Origin of the sequence: Serratia sp. JSRIV004, assembly GCF_019968705.1 — a bacterium.
Taxonomy (GTDB): Bacteria; Pseudomonadota; Gammaproteobacteria; order Enterobacterales; family Enterobacteriaceae; genus Chania; species Chania fonticola_B.
Genome location: NZ_CP074140.1, coordinates 581323 through 598441, shown reverse-complemented (window position 1 = coordinate 598441; position 17119 = coordinate 581323). Strand labels below are relative to the sequence as shown.

Below are 17119 nucleotides of genomic sequence, written 5' to 3'. Positions count from 1 at the left end.
GGCTGGATGTTTAAACGGTTAGAGAGTGTTTCTTCTGGAAGAGTAAATCTGACAGGGGGAACGGAAGGTAGAAGGCGGCTGGTTGCCTTGAGGGAGGTCAACCAGCCATGTGAAGGGGAAGTTATGCCAACCACATCACAACGCAATTATCGCACTGGCGGCAAGGGGGCACAATGCTGAGTATCACACCGAATTTTGCACAGGAGCGGGCGCTGAACATGCTGCGGCGTTACTGGAAGTCATTCGGCTCTTTCATGGTCTATGCACCTACCGGCAGCGGTAAGACGGGACTGGCGGCCTTTATCGCCGATGGTCACGTGAGCCGGGGTATGCGGGTACTCTTCATTGCCCCATACACAATTTTAATTAGCCAGACTGCAAAGCGCTTTATCGAATACGGGTTACCGGAGGACGAGATTAGTTTTATCTGGCAGAAACACCCGAGCTATGACCCGTCGTTGAAGATTCAGATCGCCAGTGCCGCCACACTGATCCGCCGCCAGTTCCCCGACAACATAGACCTGCTGATCGTTGATGAAGCCCATCTTCGTCAAAAGCAGATCCTGATTGAGATTGAGCGACTGACCCGTGAGACGAACGTTAAGGTGATTGGCCTGTCTGGTACGCCGTTTTCCCCGTTCCTGGGTAATTACTATCAGCAACTGGTGAAACCGACAACCATCAGTGAATTAATCCAGCGCGGCGACCTGAGCAACTACGAATTCTATGCACCGAGCAAGCCAGACCTGAAAGGGGTAAAAACGACCAATACGCCTGATTACGGCCGTGATTATAACGAAAACCAACTAGCAGAAATTATGTGCGGCTCGGATCTGGTTGGCGACATCGTGGACAACTGGTTACAGCATGGTCGTGACCTGCCAACAGTGGCGTTCTGCGTCAATAAAGACCATGCCAATTTCGTGACGATGCAATTTAACAAGGTGGGGATCAACGCCGAGGTGATGGTGGATAAAACCCCACAGGACGAGCGTCAACTCATCATTCATCGGTTCGAAACCGGCGCTACGAAAATCATCGTTAGTGTTGGCGTACTAGTGGCGGGCTTTGATAGCGATGTGCGCTGCGTCATTTATGCCCGTCCTACAAAGAGCGAGATCCGCTGGCTTCAAGCGCTTGGTCGCGGGCTTCGCACAGCACCAGGAAAAGACTCATGTCTTATCTTCGATCACAGCGGAACGGTTCATCGCTTGGGCTTTCCAGACGCTATCGAATACGACGAACTGCCCTCTAAGAGCGATGGCATGAAGGATGCCGCCAGCCGTGAAGCCGAAGAACGTCAGGAGAAGTTACCCAAAGAGTGTAGCGAGTGCCACTTCATGAAGCCTGCTGGCGTGTACGTTTGCCCGAAATGCGGTTTTAAGCCGCTCGCCGGTCAGGATGTGGAGACCGATACCCAGCGCGGGCTAAAAAGGCTTGGCAAGGGTAAGCCGGTTTTCACCAAATCCGACAAACAGCAATGGTGGAGCCAAATCAAATTTTACCAGCGTCAGCGTAACTCTATGGGAAAACCCGTTAGTGATGGCTGGTGCTCCCATACCTTCCGCGACAAGTTTGGCGAGTGGCCGAACAATCTGAGTGATTTTCCTATGGAGATAACACCAGAGGTCAACAGTTACATCAAACACAAATTAATTAAGTTCGCAAAGGGCAACGCGAAAGCCATGAATACAGTTTCGCAGCCTTGCAGTGGCGGCAGTTCCGTCCCTACTAAAACGAACAATGCCAAAAACCATCTTGAAGAAATACGTAAGCACCTGAGGAAATCCGCGTGAAAACATCAGAAGCAGCAAAAGGCCGCTGGGCCGAGATTTTTGAATATTTTGGTTTACCGCCGATTACCGGAAAGAATCACTTCAAGGGGGAGTGTCCCCTGTGTGGTGCTCGAGGGAAATTCCGCATAGATGATCACCAAGGTACGGGGTCGTGGATTTGCACCTGCGAAAGCGGTGATGGGATGAAGCTGCTTAACCTGACACAAGGTAAATCATTCGCGGTTCTGTGCGCGGAGGTGGATCAGCTTCTTGGCAACAGTTATCGGCACATGGCTTTACCTGCCAATAGCTCGACAGCAAAGCAACGGCAGCGCGTGATCAGCAAGTTTTCCAAGTTGGTCGAACTGCGGGGAACTACGGGCGCCGAGTATTTGCGTCAGCGCGGGATCAACCGTCTGCCTGCTGAGGCTGTTCGCTTTAATGACCGTCAGCGCCATGCCGGACAGGTGTACCAGGCGCTCTATTCACTGGCCACGGATGACAAGGGGGAGCTTTGCTACCTACACCAGACACTGCTTGACGGTGACAAAAAGGCAAGCATTGGTGATAGCGCCAAGCGTCTTAAATCGTTGCAGGAACAGAACTACCTGGATCACGCTCGCTCGGTTGCAATTCGCATGTTCCCTGTCTCATCCACGCTGGGTGTTGCGGAGGGCATAGAGACAGCGCTGTCCTGCCATCAAGTCTACGGTGTTAATACCTGGGCCACCATTAACAGTAATTTCATGAAGAAATTCAGAGTACCAGCCGGGGTAAAAAGCCTGATTGTTTTTGCTGATATGGATCTTCACTCTGCCACCGGACAGGCGGCAGCGTTTGAGTGCGCACATGCGAACCTGTTAGCTAAAAACGATTTAGTGTCTGTCAGTGTCCGCTGGTGCGATGCGGGAGATTTTAACGACATGATTGTGAACGGTGATCAGGTTCGTGAGTTGGTTTTCTACAAAAAGGCAGCGGCATGAAACTTACCTCAGAAGATGAGCACACCATCGAGCAGTACATCCGCGCCGCTCATGGTGGTTACACCGGGCGCGTCGGGATCTGGATGGAACGGCTTGAATTATTAAACATGGCGCACAGCAAGCTGGTTGTCAGAATGGCGCTGGTAGCGGCGAGATATGAGTCTAAGGGGGCAGGTAATGCGTGATATTCAATTGGTACTTGAACGCTATGGCGCATGGGCGGCCAATGAAGGAGCTGGTGTGGGTTATTCGCCGATCGCTGGTGGGTTTAAAGGGCTGTTACCGGCATCAGGAAAATCTCGGCCCAGTTGCTGTGACGATGATGGACTTATTATTAATTCAGCTGTGGCTTGCCTCAAGAAAAAAGACCCGTACCTTTGCACGTTACTGGAGTGGTATTACGTCCAACGATTACCGTTGCGCACAATGGCCATGAAATTAGGTATATCGCACAATCACGTATCTACCCGGCTGCAGAAAGCTGAGGGGTTTATTGATGGCTGCCTTGCTGTGCTAAATGTTCCTCTGGAAATGGATGCCTCTTGCCAAAAGGAATGTATTTATCCACCCGCACTAAAAAGGGTTGTGTAATTACAAAATAGGCGTTAATCTGATAAGAGTGGTTACTTCGCCACACCGCTTACCATCGAAACCCTGCCAATATTACGGCGGGGTTTTTGCGTTCATGGGGATCGCCAATGTCACAGCAGGTAACCGAGCAACTGATTTTTAGGCCCGCAAGCGAACTACCGACAGCAGACCTCGACGGCAAAAGTGTGCTGGTGCTCAATCCCTGCGATGGGTGGCATGAAGGACACATTCGGGCATTTGAAGAAGACGGCGAGGTTTACCACATTGGTATTCACACCTGGTTGATGGAAGAAATGATCCCGCATGATTTCTACGTCGCCTGGGCATTACTGCCAAACAGCTTGGAGTTGAGCGAGAAATTCGAAGCAGAGAAATATCGTGAATTGTAAAGAGATATCAATGGGTATTGTGCGGTTATCCTCACTGCATTAGTATTCGCGCTTCGGCCCTTTAGCTCAGTTGGTTAGAGCAGTCGGCTCATAACTGATTGGTCGCTGGTTCAAGTCCAGCAAGGGCCACCAAAGCGGTCATCGTATAATGGCTATTACCTCAGCCTTCCAAGCTGATGATGCGGGTTCGATTCCCGCTGACCGCTCCAGAACAATCGAATGAGCACTTGCTGGCTTGTATAGGGAATGATGTCGGGTCATCTCAGTGGTGAGTGCTCAACCGATTATTCTGGCGTATCAGAAGGGCGTATTCTATTTTTTGACACGCACAGTCGATCCCTTTGTCGGGTTTGTGAATGCGCCCCTCGATGTGAAGTGACGGCAGGGAAAGACCTGCACCCATTCAAGCCCTAGCCTAACCGCTGGGGCTTTTTGCTATTTGAACCAAATCATGTTGAAAAACAATAAAGCTGACAAAATCGCCAGAGTGGAAACCAAAAACAGTAATGTGAGCCATTCACGCATGATTTTTCCTAGTGCTATCTATCGCATTGTTTAAAGAAAAAAATGCCCTAAGCAACTAGAGTTGTTCAGGGCCAGGCGTTCAGAAAGGCATGTTGTCATTTTTGGTTGGCATGCCACCAACTTCAGGATGGGCATCTATAATTACACTGCTGCCGATTTGAATGCAAAAAAAACCACCACCCTCCGTTAGGGCGGTGGGAGTCAATATGACCAACACCAGGGAACCGGCACTACATAAGATGGATTAGCTGCTTGAGCAAGCTAGTGGTTAGTATCATTAACGATTCTTATGTTTTTAAGCAATCCTGAACGTATCGTTAATTGATTGAAATCAACAAAACATAGGGCTGCGCATATGCGTGGCCTTTTTGCATCTAGTCGCCCGTTAAAACAGTCAATCACCCCAACACCCTCGTTTATCGCTGAGTGACTACGGCCTGGCGGGCTAACCCTATTTAAAACAGCACACTGCCCGAATGCGGGAGGTGGAGATCATGAAGATGGACGACAGATACAGCAACGCGACATACAGCAGTGCTGGTCTTGCCGCCTTCTTTGCTAGCTTATCACTGCAAGATTGGGGATTTATTATCGGCGTGGCGTTCAGTATTGCGCTCGGTATCCTGACTTATCGGCTGAATCGGCGAGAGCAAATGAAGCGGACCAGAATACTGCAGGAAATCAGCGACAAGACAAACCCAAGCAACCCATCAGCCACCGTGCAAGTTATTGCCGAACTGGGCGAGAAAGCCCCGAAGGAGATTTAACATGCGCGAAGGATTGTTGAGAAAGCTTTCGCCATATCTGGCCGGTAGCGCCCTGGTGATTGCCAGTGTGATGCTTCCAGAGCTTGAGGGCATAAAGTACGTTGCCTCACCGGATGTCGCCGGAACGCTAGACGTTTGCTATGGGCACACCGGCAAAGACATCATCAAGGGTAAGCGCTACACAGAGAAAGAGTGCAGGGCATTGCTTGATGCTGATTTAAAGGCAGTGGCCGCTGGTGTCGATCCCTACATCCGCTCGGACATCAGCAACACCCAGCGGGCCGCAATTTACACCTTTGCGTATAACGTTGGTGTCACCGCTTTCCGTAACTCCACGATGCTGAAGAAAATCAACGCAGGTGACCATAAGGGTGCTTGTGATGAGCTGCGTCGCTGGACATACGCAGGCGGTAAGCAGTGGAAAGGGCTGATGAATCGCCGGGCGATAGAGCATGAACTCTGCACCTGGAGCATGAAATGAAATATGGATTGGTCGGCGTGCTGCTGGTGGCTATCTGCCTGGGCGGCATTAACGGGGTGCTGACCTACCGGCTAGATAAAGCCAATAAGGCGAACAAGACGCTAAGTGATGCTAATACCGAGTTGTCGAAGGGCATAGAAAGCCGCGACGAAACGATCACCACGCTGAAAGAGTCAATCGACGCTGGCCGGCGCGCCACCGAAGAACAATTACGGATCGAACGGCAGAAGAGGGCCAAGGCCGATGCTGAAAACAGAACGTTGCGCAAAGCGTTGGAGTCTAGCGACTGTAGCAATCAGCGCCTGCCTGATTCTGCTATCGACATCCTGCACGGAAAGGCCTAAGCCAGCACCGGCCCCACAGATTATCTACGTGTACCCGCCAGCGGTATATACGCAGCTATGCGAGAAAACCCCGTTTACTGGCTCAACGTTCGGCGATGCGGTCGTAGCGTTGCATGTGGCGCAGAACGAACTTGATGTGTGCGCCTCTCGGATTGAGGGGCTGATTAAGTGGCAGCGGGATAAAACGAGAAACAACCAATAGCCTCGGCATAGTCCGGGGCTTTCTTTTTTGAGGATAACGCATGAAACCCAATATTCAACTGTTACCACTGAAAGGGCAAGAGGCTGCGCTGGAAGTGATTAAGGCCAGATTGAGCAGCCCAGGAATGTCGGCGGCAGGCGCGTCAGAAGTAAAAAAAATCACTGAAATCTTCATGGACCTTTATGGCGTAAAGGTCGAAGAGGAAGAGGTGGAAACTGCAACCCCAATGCAGATATGCCCCAACCATTTTATTTTCCCTGGCACCCAGCTAAGTATCGAAATCCTCATCCCCGAAAGCTCCGACGTGAAGAGCATTTTCTCTCAGATAGAACAGAAATATGCCGGACGCCGACTGACACCGGAAACCATCGCAGAAATTGAGGGTGAAGCCGCCAGGATGATCCGCCGCCTCATCACCACCGATGCATCCTTCGTTAGAGTCTGATTGCATTACAGGAGCCATTCGCCGAGTGGCTTCGATAATGCGTTACCTGTCGCTGTCTCTCCGTCTTAACCGTGACGCATTTTCCTATTGTGCCGAGTGGGTGGGGTTAATCAATAACAGGTAACACCGTGTCATAGCGTAGCGGCCTACCGGTGCCGTGGTGGACGAAACCGGGAGTAATACAGAGCCTTTTCGCTGAGAGGGTTCGATATTACAGATAAGCAATGCTGCCATTAGTCACCTACCGCGCACCCTGCGCACGGCTGCTGGTGGCATTTTATTTTCTTCCAAAATACCAGGCTAATTTTCCGTCTTGGCAGAATAATCGGCCTGTTTCCTGCTGGACGGGTTACCCAAATCACGAGGGTTATACTTCAAGAAGCAGTAGATAGTTCTAAAAGGAGTCGAAAATGACGCTAACGAAAGAACAGAAGGCGCTTTTCGATGCCCTGACAGCGCTACAGAAAAAGTTTGTCACGCACCTCATCAAAGGCAAGAACCAGACAGAGGCGTACAAAGCCGCTGGGGGGAAGGCAAAAACAGATGACACAGCAAGGGCGCAAGCTAGCCGGATGGTAACATTTGATAACGTTCAAGCCTTCCTCCAGTCCGTACAGTACGAAACGGTAAGCGAGTCCATCATGACACGCACGGAAGCCTTGGAACGATTATCAGTGATGGGCCGCGCTCGCGTCCGTGACTTGGTGGATTTCTCAGAGCACAAGATTGGCGTTGATGCTGATACTGGCGAAGAGATTATTCAGGCCGCCTGGCGCTTCAAGGATTCGGTGAAACAACACCCGGAACTGCTGGACGCAATCGCAGAGGTTACCGCTGGCAAAGAGGGCATCAAGTTAAAGCTGCATGACTCACGCGGAGCCATCAAGCAGATCGGCGAAATGCAGGGCTGGGAGGCACCGAAGAAAACCGAAGTGACCGGCGCTGGCGGTGGCCCAATTCAGACCGAGACAGTCAGCATGACACCGGAAGAAGCCGCAGAGGCCTACAGCAAGATGATGGGGTGAAACTGGCAGAAATAGCCGGTTCATTCAATTTTAATGCTATGCAAAATTGGCCGTTTTTATGCAGCGTTTATGCAGTCCGTTCCTCGCTATCTTGCCGTGAAATCCCTGGGAAACAGGGCGTTGAGGGCACGGTGTGGGCGAGTGGTGTTACGGCGGTGCGGGTAACGGTGTTTATGTTAAAAAGTCCCATTTTTCTCTCATTTTTCCAGAGTAGTCAGTTATGCCTATTCCGTTCCCGTTCGACTTCAAGAACCCTGATTATCAAATGGTGTTCGAGTGGCGCATGGAGCGATTACAGCGCATTCGCACTAATCCTGAAATGCTGCCCGCTCTCCGGGCGTTCTACCGTGACAACCCTGCTCAGTTCATTATTGACTGGGGCATGACCACCGACCCGCGCAACCTGGACTACGGCCTGCCGGTATCCATTCCGTTTCTGCTGTTCCCCAAACAGGAAGAGTGGGTTCACTGGGTCATGGATCGCCGTCGCAATATGGAGAACGGGCTGACGGACAAAAGTCGCGAAATGGGCCTTAGCTGGGTATCAGTCGGCCTGAGTGCCACGCTATGCCTTTTCAATAAAGAGATGGTGATAGGGTTCGGCTCGCGCAAAGAAGAGTATGTGGACAGTACCGGCGACCCTAAAGCGCTATTCTGGAAGGCCCGCAAGTTTATTGCCACGCTGCCCGTAGAGTTTCGCGGATCGTGGGACGAGAAGAAACACGCCCCATACATGCGCGTAGAGTTCCCTGATAGCGGCTCAATCATCAAGGGTGAGGCTGGTGACAACATCGGGCGCGGTGACCGCTCAACCATGTATTTCGTGGACGAGAGCGCATTCCTCCAGCGCCCGCTGTTAATCGATGCGTCCCTATCGCAAACCACGCGCTGCCGTATCGATCTCTCATCGGTCAACGGCATGAACAACCCGTTCGCGCAGAAACGCCACAGCGGCAACATTCCCGTATTCACGTTTCACTGGCGCAGCGATCCGCGCAAGGATGATGAGTGGTACGCGAAAGAATGCCAAAAAATCGATAACCCGGTGATTGTGGCGCAGGAACTAGACCTGAACTATAGCGCCTCAGCTGAAGGTGTTCTGATCCCGTCTGAATGGGTGCAGGCCGCTGTTGATGCTCATATCAAACTCGGGATCCAGCCGACCGGCCAGCGCCTGGGTGCGATGGATGTGGCGGACGAGGGCCGAGATAAAAACGCTCTCTCATGGCGTCACGGCTTCCTGCTGGAGGATGTGGAGGAGTGGTCTGGTGTGGGTAGTGATATCTACGGTTCGGTCGAGAAAGTTTTCGGCCTGTGCGACCTCCATGATCTAGAGGCTTTCCGCTTTGATGAGGATGGACTAGGTGCAGGGGTACGTGGTGACGCCCGCGCTATCAATGAAAAGCGCAAGATTGAGCAGGTGCGCCAGATTACAGCGACGCCATTCCGTGGCAGTAGCTCAGTGTTTGAGCCGGATGAAGAGGCCGTAAAAGGAGATAGCGGACAGAAGGGGCGACTAAATAAAGACTTCTTCGCCAATGCCAAGGCGCAAAGTTGGTGGCGCTTACGCAAGCTATTCCAGAACACCTACCGGGCAGTAAAAGAAGGCATGGCCTACAACCCCGACGAAATCATCTCCATCAGCGGAACCATGGAGAGGAAAGACAAACTCATTATCGAGCTTTCACAGCCAACCTATTCAATAAATGGGGTTGGCAAAATCATCGTGGATAAACAGCCTGACGGCACCAAGTCGCCGAACCTGGCCGACTCAGTGATGATTAACTACGCCCCAATGGACAGCTCCTTGGATGTCTGGGCCGCGCTGGGTAGGAAGAAATAAACATCGCTAATTTTTAGTGAGGAAATATGGCCCGTAAGAATCGCCGAAACGGCGCGAACAAGCCCGTTAGGACTGCTGACGGGTTCAACAACTTCCCCGCGAAACTGGGCGCTCAAACACAGAATATTCAGTCTGCAGGTACCTACGTTCCAGGGTATATAACCCGCAACCGTGTTCAGCTCGAATTTGCCTACCGCTCGTCCTTCCTGATCGGTGCCGGTGTGGACGCAATGGCTGATGATATGACCCGCAAAGGGATTAACATTAGTTCAAAGCTAAAGCCTGGGCAGAAAGGGAAGGTCGAAACCTTTTGGGATAGTGCGGGCATCTGGGACGGGCTGAACGATACGCTTAAATGGTCACGCCTCTACGGTGGTGCTCTGCTGGTTGTGATGATCGAAGGGCAGGACATGTCTACGCCTCTGAGGCTGGATTTCATCAAAGAGGGCCAGTTTCAAGGCGTGATATGCCTTGATCGATGGATGGTGGCACCCAGTTACGATGACCTGGTGAGCGACTACGGGCCCTCATTTGGTAAGCCGAAGTTTTACAAGGTAGTGACGGCCGCTGCTGGTATCCCTCCCTGGAATATCCACCATAGCCGCCTCATCCGAATGGAGGGGGACTCGCTGCCGTATCAACAGGCGCTAACGGAGAATGGTTGGGGGATGTCGGTCGTAGAGCGAATATTCGAACGCGTTCAAGCATTCGATACCGCAACGGTCGGCACCACGCAGTTGATCCACAAAGCGCACCTGCGCACATACAGCATTGATGGGTTACGTAAAATCCTGGCCGCAGGCGGGGATCTGGAGGAGGGACTCAAGAAGCACCTGGACTTGATCCGAGAGTTTCAGACCATTGAGGGCATGACCTTGATGGATAAGAGCGATGAGTTCCAGACGCACAGCTACTCGTTCGCGGGTATTGCTGACGTCATCCTACGCTTTGCCGAGCAGGTTTCCGGTGCAACAGGTATTCCACTGGTTCGCCTGTTCGGTCAATCTCCCGCCGGATTTAGTACGGGTGACGGTGACCTGGAGAACTATTACAGCCGGGTTAACTCGCTGCAAGAGCGTCGTCTAAGGCGACACATTCGCTGGCTGCTGGACATTACCTGGCGGTCAGAGTTCGGCGAGGCCTTGCCTGATGATTTCTCATTCGAGTTTAACAAACTGTGGGAAATGTCAGACACCGATCGCGCAACAATGGCCAATAACATTGCCAGCGCACTGGGCGCACTTGTTGACCGCCAGATCATTACCGTCCACTCAGCCATGAGCGACTTGCGCAATATTTCAGACGTGATCGGCATCGGTGGTTCAATAACGGATGAGGATATCGAGAATGCGCAGAAAGAGTGGGCGGAGCATGAATCTGAAACCAGCCCTCCGCCGCCGTTCGGAACTGATCTACAGCAAAAGCCTACTGGGGATAGTCAGCCAAATAAATCAGATAGTCACTGGTTCTTACGATGGTTCCCAGGCAAGCGCTAACACCATTGCTGGCCACCTCATCGATTACTCACAGGTTATTGATGACTGGGCTGCGATGGTGGCGCGAAAAATGTTCCTGCAGGTTGAGCGTGAAGAATGGCACCAGTGGCGATCGGTATCTCAGCAGATATCCGAGGGCTTGCGCGATGTGGTAGGGAATACCCATGTTGGACAGGTGACGCAGGATATTGTCTATCGTCAAATCCAACTGATGAAATCGCTACCGCTGGAAGCCGCCGACCGCGTGAAAGACATTCAGGATCGCGCAATTCAGGCAGTTATTAATGGTGAGCGTCCAGATCAGCTCTACGAAATGATTATGCAGTCTGGTGAAGTTGCAGCGAGTCGAGCGCGGCTTATAGCCCGTACTGAAATCGGAAGGGCAACCGGTGCGCTAACACAGGCTCGCGCCTTATCAGTAGGTTCTGAGGGCTACTGGTGGCGCATTGAAGGCGCAGGCACCAGACCGTCACATAAAAAGATGCGGGATAAATTTGTGCTCTGGACTAACCCGCCAACACTGGACGGAATGACCGGGCACGCGGGATGCTTACCCAATTGCCAATGCTGGCCTGAAGTTCAGATACCCGGGCCGAGAAAGTAAAAAACACAGCGTAGGGCATCGATTTTACCCCAAACCCAATACCCGCGATTTGTTATCAAAATGTTGTATTGAGAAAGCCGGGAATTCCCGGCATTTGATATCGACTTTTAACCCTTTCGGTGTGTTTACGGCGTGAGTGCTGATCTGGCGGTACGCAAAAGGGTCATTATGTTAAAAAGCCCAGAAATGAATGCAATTATCCTTCTATCGATTGGTCGCCTTGGCGGCCTTTTTAATGCCCGCAGGTAACTCATGAAATATTTCTTTACGACCCGCCTGGGCGAAACGCGCTACCAACTGGCCGACGGTTCACTTTTGTGTAAAGACGTACCCGTCGCCCGTACCGGTACGCAGGTGTACCTACCTGAAGAAATCGACCTGGAGCCAGATGCGAGTGGCACGGTTACGGTATGGCGAACTGAAGACGAAGTTTTCTCCCCGGAGACTATGGCAAGCTTTGAGGGCGTAGCCATAACGCTCGACCACCCGGAAGACGAGAACGGTGATGTTGAGTTTGTGTCGCCAGACAATTTCGCCAAGTTGGCCCAAGGACACATCCAGAACGTTCGCCGCGGTACAGGTGATAAATCAGACCTGTTGCTATGCGACATGCTCATCAAACGACGCGAGGCGATCGACGCAGTTAATCGCGGCATTACGGATGTGAGCCTCGGTTATGACGCGCAATACAAGCAACTGGCCCCCGGCAAGGGCAAGCAATACCAAATCACAGGAAACCACGCGGCGCTCGTTAAAAAAGGCCGGGCGGGGTCTCGTTGTGCTCTCGGGGATTCAGCCCCAACCATCAAAAAGGAGAGGCCTGTAATGTCATGGCTTAAAAAACTGGCTACGGCCATCAAGACAAAAGATGAGGCGGCATTACAACAGCTCATCGATGAGGTGCCGTCGGATGGGATGAGTTCGATCCCCGGCCATACTATCAACATTAACGTGCCATCTCAGGCAACGGCGTTACCCCTGGAGGATCGCACAACCACGGACAATCTCCCGGCCCCGGAAAATAAAACCGGTGATGAGGAGGTCCCCGCTTGGGCGCAGGCATTGATTGCCCGCATTGATGCGCTGGAGGGCAAAACCACGGATAGCTCGACCCTCGAACTGGAAAATAAAACCGGTGATGAGGATTTGGAAGAGGACGCAAAGGTCACTGCTGATGCCGCTTACCGCCGCAACATCATTGCTGATGCTGAAATCATCTGTCCAGGCTTCACCCCGGCGACCGACAAGGGGCTGAAACGTCAGGTACTGGATCACGCCATGCGCACAGGCGACAGCTTGAAGGCCTTCGGTGTGGGTGACTTTAGCAAGGCACCAAAGGCTACTGTTGATGCTGTTTTCACTGCCGCCGTGGCAATGAACAAGCAGAAGAACCAGCTCAACCCACAGGCGCTGCGCACCATCGACGGCGCTACCAATTCAAAATACCTCACACCGGCAGAGCTGAACAAGCTGTATGCCGCTCACTGGGCCAAACAGAAATAAGGTAATCAACATGGCAGGAACTGCTTATTTAACCCGGATGCCCATGGGCATTACCGGTGCTGTGACTCGTCCCCGCGATCTCACCATTGAGCCGGTGACGCTGGATACTCAGAAGCCTTTCACCTCTTACGGGCTGGTTGGCAAGTATGTCAGTGACAAATTTGTGCCGCTGGTCGATGGAGACACCATCGAAAAAGTGAAGGGTATTTTGGTTCGACCATATCCAATCACCTCGCTCGCAGATCTGGCACATCTTGGCGTCAGTGCTAACCAAGTCGGCGACAACCTCAAGCGCGGTTACATCTGCGTGAAGGCAACCGCCGGTAGTGCGGCGACAGCCAAGAAGGGCGATCCTGTTTACGTCCGTGTCGCTGGTGGCACCCAGGCAAGCCCGGTAGGGAGTTTTGTTCTGACGCAGGATGCCACTGCAACTAATACACCTCAGTTGCCGAGTGCAGAGGTGATGGGGCCAGGCGAAGCCGACGGCCGCGTTGAAATCGCCTATAACATCTAAGGAAAATTGAATGTTTACAATTGACCGAGCTACCATCGACTCCTCCGGCACATTCCTTGTCGGCGAACTGGAGCGCATGGATCAAACGCTGAACATGCCGTTAACGTCCATCAAATGGACGCGCGACATGCCATTGCGTAGCGACATTTCTATCGCTGACGAAGTGTCATCCTTTACCAACACCGACTTTGCCAGCGTCGGCGGACCTAATCCAAATGGCAAGAACTGGATGGGCAAGAAGGGCACTGCGGTCCCTGGTATGGAACTGGATATCACGCCAACGCGTAATAACCTGACCCCGTGGGCGCAAGAGGTTGGCTGGACAGTGCTGGAATTGGCGTCCGCTCAACAGGTTGGCCGTCCGATCGATACGCAAAAGTACGAAGGCATGAAGCTCAAGTGGAATATGGATACTGACGAACAGGTCTATATCGGTGATACCGAGCTGGGCGTGTCTGGGCTGCTTAACCTGCCTTCTGTCATTCCATTGGCTGCCGCGGCCAAATGGACCGCCACCACCGACCCTGACGTGATCGTGCAGGATATCAACCTGGTGCTTTCCGATGGCTGGTTGCGTTCTGGCTATGCCGTATGCCCAGGCAAGATCGGTATGGCCCCTGAATTGTTTGGCCTGCTGGCGAGCAAAAAGGTTTCTTCTGCTGGCAACATCTCCGTGCTGGAATACGTGAAAATCAACACGATCGCTTTCCAGGAGAACGGGGAACCACTGGAGATCGTCTCCATGAAGTGGGCATCCAAGCGTGGTGCTGGTGGTGCGCATCGTATCGTTGCTTATACCCAGGACGAAAAATACGTTCGCTTCCCGATGGTGCCGCTTCTGAGCACACCACTGGAGTATCGCGGCATGCAGCAACTCACCGTGTACTACGGCAAGCTGGGTCAGGTTGAAACTCCGTATTCCAATACGATCTCTTACCTGGACATCCCCTCGGCCTGACAAGTGATGGCGGGGAAACCCGCCCCTCATGGAGTATCAAAATGAAATATATCGTATCTGGAGCTGCCTCACTCAGCTTTGCCGATGGAACCAAGTTTGAGTTGGTACCAGGCATCCACGATGGCTTCCCTGATGAGGTCAAAAATCACTGGGCATTCAGCTCTTACGCCAAACTCCTTGATGAGAAGGATTTTGAAAAAGAGCAACAACACAGCGATCTGACCGTGCGTGTTGGCGCGCTGGAGAGTGAGATCACCAACTTGAAAGCGCAACTGGACGACAAGGACAACGAAATCACCAGCCTCAAGGCGCAGCTGGACGAAAAGGCCGGTGATAAGGCTGATCACGGCGAGGCACCCGCAGATAACGCGAAGGATTCAGCCAATGCCAAAAAACAGCCTACTACCAACAAGTGATCAGTTTCGCACTGACTTCCCAGAGTTCGAAGATAAAACCCGTTTCCCTGACGCTTCAGTAAATTTCTACCTCTCAATGGCTGACGACCTCCTCAATCAAGACAAGTTTGGCGATAAGTTCGTCTACCTGGCCGAATTGATGACGGCGCACTATGTCGAATTGCGTGCCAAGCGCACCGCATCGGCAGCTCGCGGGGCGTTGAATACTTCCGGCGGAGGCGTGGCTACATCCAAATCGGTCGATAAGGTCAGCGTCAGCTATGACGTGTCGGGCATCATCGATCCGGATGCGGGTTTTTGGAATAACACCGAGTACGGTCGGGAGTTTTTCTGGTGGTGGGAAATGTTCGGTGCGGGCGGAAGGCAGCTTCTTTAACGGGGTTTTTATGTTGGTTAATGAGTGTATCGAACATAGGCAGAACACTAAGCATGGTTATGCAGGTGTGACTCGCCAGGGAGTGCACATTCGCTTGCACCGACTGGTGTATTGCGAAAATAGAGGCATCAGCCTCAGCGATATCGAAGGTATGTCAGTGCGACACATCTGTGATAACCCAAAGTGCATAAACCCAGAGCATCTCGTCGTTGGAACTCACACAGACAATATGAAGGATAAAGTTGAGCGAGGACGCTGTTTCGAGCCGAAAGGCGAAGAACACCCAGGGTCAAAACTAACCGACCGCGATGTTAAATGGATTCGCGAAAACTACGTGAAAGGTTCAATGACTCACGGTGTGAATGCCTTATCTGTGATGTTCGGTGTGGCAAGAGGAACTATTCGCTTCGTCGTCCAGGGTAAAACGTGGGGGCACTTATGAAAAGCGGACTCAAGATCAGAAGGGACAACGCCGAATCAGTGTTATCGGCCCTGCGTTCACTCTCAAAAATGGATGTTCTGGTGGGCATACCAGAGGCCAATGCGGCACGAGAGGATGGGGAGGCTCTGAATAACGCCGAGATTGGCTATCTGCAGTCAACCGGTGCCACCGTAAGCATTGGTGGTCAGACAGTCACGCTACCGCCGCGCCCCTTTCTGGATATGGGGATCGAAGATTCACGCGACACCACCACTGGTCACCTGAAAGCTGCCGCCGAGCTGGTGCTGGAGGGTAATTCGTCGGCGGCACTGAATGAGCTGGAGAAGGCCGGGCAGGTTGCGCGTGATGCTTCCAAGAAGGTGATCGGCGACGGAGATAGGCTGCATCCCATCTCCGATATGACGAAGGCCAACCGCCGTGCGCAAGGTCTGCCTGGTGATAAGCCGTTATGGGCTCATGGTTATCTGCTTCGCTCCATCACCTATGTAGTAAGGAGTAAATAATGCCATTTCTCGACGTTACAGAGGTGCTGCTGGATCCTGACTTTGTAGACACCTCTTTGGTTTGCCGTCGGCAAAATCAGAGTGTTGATGAAGATAACTTCCCCGTGAATACCTCCCAGAACATTCCTTTTAGTGGGGTGGTTACTGTTGATCGTTCACTTGAAGCCAAGCGAATGGCGGCGGGACAGAATATCAACGGCGCAATCCTCATCGTAACGCAATTCCGGCTGACCCAGGGCATGAAGAGCAGCGATGGAGGCCCCTATCTGGATGCTGATCTGGTCACTTATGACGGGGGAGTGTACAGGGTAACGTTTGTTGACCCGTATACCCGCTATGGCGCTGGGTTCGTTCAGGCGCATTGCGAACTGGTGGAGATGGGAGGTAGCTAAGTGAGCAACGATAGCACCACATCAGGCTACCTAACCCCCATTGGCCTGTCCCCTGAGTATGATGAAGGGTTTGAGCGCCTCATTAGCCGATGGATCCGTGGGCTCACTGGCCTGGAAAAAAGCGTTGTCTACCGTCGATGGACTGACCCGCAGATCCAAATACCAAAAAATGGCACAACATGGTGCGCATTCGGTATTGCTGGGGTGCAGGAAGACGCCAACCCGGCTTACATCCAAGGTGATGAGAGTGCCGAACAGTGGTCACACGAAACCATCGATATTCTGTGCTGCTTCTACGGCCCGCAGGGAATGTCGATGGTAACCCGTTTTCGTGATGGGTTATTCGTTTCGCAGAACAACGACGAACTGAAAAAAAACAGCCTGACCCTCTTGGACAGCGGGCGGATATTTAACCTCCCTGAACTCATTAATAACCAGTGGGTACGTCGGTACGACATCACCGTCCGCCTGCGCCGCAAAATTATCCGCGAGTACGGTATCAAATCGCTGGTGGAAGCACCGGTTCAATTCTTCGGAGAATAATC

The 17119-nt window shown here is 52.3% G+C and carries 23 protein-coding genes and 2 tRNA genes; all 25 read left to right on the top strand.

The window, feature by feature from the left end; translation table 11 throughout:
* The first annotated feature begins 218 nt into the window (after nt 1–218).
* The 25 genes from KGP21_RS02735 to KGP21_RS02615 all read left to right on the top strand — a co-directional run bounded on the left by KGP21_RS02735 (nt 219) and on the right by KGP21_RS02615 (nt 17117).
* Nucleotides 219–1796 carry a DEAD/DEAH box helicase gene (locus KGP21_RS02735; RefSeq protein ID WP_245398489.1) on the top strand — a complete coding sequence of 526 codons (1578 nt, stop codon included), beginning with the start codon at nt 219–221 and terminating at the stop codon, nt 1794–1796.
* Complete coding sequence (locus KGP21_RS02730) at nt 1793–2758, top strand: toprim domain-containing protein (protein WP_371824838.1); 966 nt, start codon at nt 1793–1795, stop codon at nt 2756–2758. The genes KGP21_RS02735 and KGP21_RS02730 overlap by 4 nt, the downstream gene beginning before the upstream one ends.
* On the top strand, nt 2755–2943 hold the full coding sequence (locus KGP21_RS02725) for a hypothetical protein (protein ID WP_223537129.1): 189 nt from the start codon (nt 2755–2757) through the stop codon (nt 2941–2943). Before KGP21_RS02730 ends, KGP21_RS02725 begins: the two co-directional genes overlap by 4 nt.
* Entirely contained in the window at nt 2936–3349 is a 414-nt protein-coding gene (locus KGP21_RS02720; RefSeq protein ID WP_223537126.1) for an antiterminator Q family protein, read from the top strand. The genes KGP21_RS02725 and KGP21_RS02720 overlap by 8 nt, the downstream gene beginning before the upstream one ends.
* A 107-nt stretch (nt 3350–3456) precedes the next feature.
* Nucleotides 3457–3738 (top strand): hypothetical protein, encoded by a 282-nt coding sequence (locus tag KGP21_RS02715; RefSeq protein WP_223537123.1) that lies wholly within the window; start codon nt 3457–3459, stop codon nt 3736–3738.
* Between the two features lie 55 nt (nt 3739–3793).
* A tRNA-Ile gene (locus KGP21_RS02710) sits at nt 3794–3870 on the top strand.
* A 2-nt stretch (nt 3871–3872) separates the two neighbouring features.
* Nucleotides 3873–3947: transfer RNA gene (locus KGP21_RS02705), tRNA-Gly, on the top strand.
* An 810-nt stretch (nt 3948–4757) separates the two neighbouring features.
* Entirely contained in the window at nt 4758–5030 is a 273-nt protein-coding gene (locus KGP21_RS02700; protein ID WP_115158790.1) for a hypothetical protein, read from the top strand.
* Nucleotide 5031: 1 nt separating this feature from the next.
* Entirely contained in the window at nt 5032–5511 is a 480-nt protein-coding gene (locus KGP21_RS02695; protein WP_223537120.1) for a lysozyme, read from the top strand.
* Nucleotides 5508–5855 carry a DUF2570 family protein gene (locus KGP21_RS02690; RefSeq protein ID WP_223537118.1) on the top strand — a complete coding sequence of 116 codons (348 nt, stop codon included), beginning with the start codon at nt 5508–5510 and terminating at the stop codon, nt 5853–5855. Before KGP21_RS02695 ends, KGP21_RS02690 begins: the two co-directional genes overlap by 4 nt.
* The gene (lysC, locus tag KGP21_RS29680; RefSeq protein WP_223537115.1) at nt 5755–6057 is read left to right on the top strand and encodes an Rz1-like lysis system protein LysC; all 303 of its coding nucleotides are present in this window, start codon (nt 5755–5757) and stop codon (nt 6055–6057) included. The genes KGP21_RS02690 and lysC overlap by 101 nt, the downstream gene beginning before the upstream one ends.
* A gap of 40 nt (nt 6058–6097) precedes the next feature.
* On the top strand, nt 6098–6502 hold the full coding sequence (locus tag KGP21_RS02680; protein ID WP_223537112.1) for a hypothetical protein: 405 nt from the start codon (nt 6098–6100) through the stop codon (nt 6500–6502).
* A gap of 410 nt (nt 6503–6912) precedes the next feature.
* Complete coding sequence (locus KGP21_RS02675) at nt 6913–7527, top strand: terminase small subunit (protein WP_223537109.1); 615 nt, start codon at nt 6913–6915, stop codon at nt 7525–7527.
* A gap of 220 nt (nt 7528–7747) precedes the next feature.
* A complete protein-coding gene (locus KGP21_RS02670; RefSeq protein ID WP_223537104.1) occupies nt 7748–9370 on the top strand; it encodes a TerL protein in 1623 nt (540 codons plus the stop codon).
* A 26-nt stretch (nt 9371–9396) separates the two neighbouring features.
* The gene (locus KGP21_RS02665) at nt 9397–10866 is read left to right on the top strand and encodes a DUF1073 domain-containing protein (protein ID WP_223537101.1); all 1470 of its coding nucleotides are present in this window, start codon (nt 9397–9399) and stop codon (nt 10864–10866) included.
* Nucleotides 10867–10921: 55 nt separating this feature from the next.
* Nucleotides 10922–11470, top strand: a complete 549-nt coding sequence (locus tag KGP21_RS02660; protein ID WP_371824855.1) for a phage minor head protein — start codon at nt 10922–10924, stop codon at nt 11468–11470.
* Nucleotides 11471–11722: 252 nt separating this feature from the next.
* The gene (locus tag KGP21_RS02655) at nt 11723–12973 is read left to right on the top strand and encodes a DUF2213 domain-containing protein (protein WP_223537098.1); all 1251 of its coding nucleotides are present in this window, start codon (nt 11723–11725) and stop codon (nt 12971–12973) included.
* A gap of 10 nt (nt 12974–12983) precedes the next feature.
* Entirely contained in the window at nt 12984–13487 is a 504-nt protein-coding gene (locus KGP21_RS02650) for a hypothetical protein (RefSeq protein WP_223537096.1), read from the top strand.
* 10 nt (nt 13488–13497) lie between these two features.
* Nucleotides 13498–14445: a DUF2184 domain-containing protein gene (locus KGP21_RS02645; RefSeq protein ID WP_115158662.1), complete on the top strand. Its 948-nt coding sequence runs from the start codon at nt 13498–13500 to the stop codon at nt 14443–14445.
* A gap of 41 nt (nt 14446–14486) precedes the next feature.
* Nucleotides 14487–14861 (top strand): hypothetical protein, encoded by a 375-nt coding sequence (locus KGP21_RS02640; protein WP_223537094.1) that lies wholly within the window; start codon nt 14487–14489, stop codon nt 14859–14861.
* The gene (locus KGP21_RS02635) at nt 14830–15237 is read left to right on the top strand and encodes a DUF4054 domain-containing protein (protein ID WP_223537091.1); all 408 of its coding nucleotides are present in this window, start codon (nt 14830–14832) and stop codon (nt 15235–15237) included. The genes KGP21_RS02640 and KGP21_RS02635 overlap by 32 nt, the downstream gene beginning before the upstream one ends.
* 10 nt (nt 15238–15247) lie before the next feature.
* Complete coding sequence (locus KGP21_RS02630) at nt 15248–15679, top strand: HNH endonuclease (RefSeq protein ID WP_223537088.1); 432 nt, start codon at nt 15248–15250, stop codon at nt 15677–15679.
* Nucleotides 15676–16182, top strand: a complete 507-nt coding sequence (locus KGP21_RS02625) for a hypothetical protein (protein WP_115158665.1) — start codon at nt 15676–15678, stop codon at nt 16180–16182. Before KGP21_RS02630 ends, KGP21_RS02625 begins: the two co-directional genes overlap by 4 nt.
* Nucleotides 16182–16574: a head-tail adaptor gene (locus KGP21_RS02620; RefSeq protein WP_115158666.1), complete on the top strand. Its 393-nt coding sequence runs from the start codon at nt 16182–16184 to the stop codon at nt 16572–16574. Before KGP21_RS02625 ends, KGP21_RS02620 begins: the two co-directional genes overlap by 1 nt.
* A gap of 45 nt (nt 16575–16619) precedes the next feature.
* Nucleotides 16620–17117 (top strand): hypothetical protein, encoded by a 498-nt coding sequence (locus KGP21_RS02615; protein ID WP_115158792.1) that lies wholly within the window; start codon nt 16620–16622, stop codon nt 17115–17117.
* Nucleotides 17118–17119 lie beyond the last annotated feature (2 nt).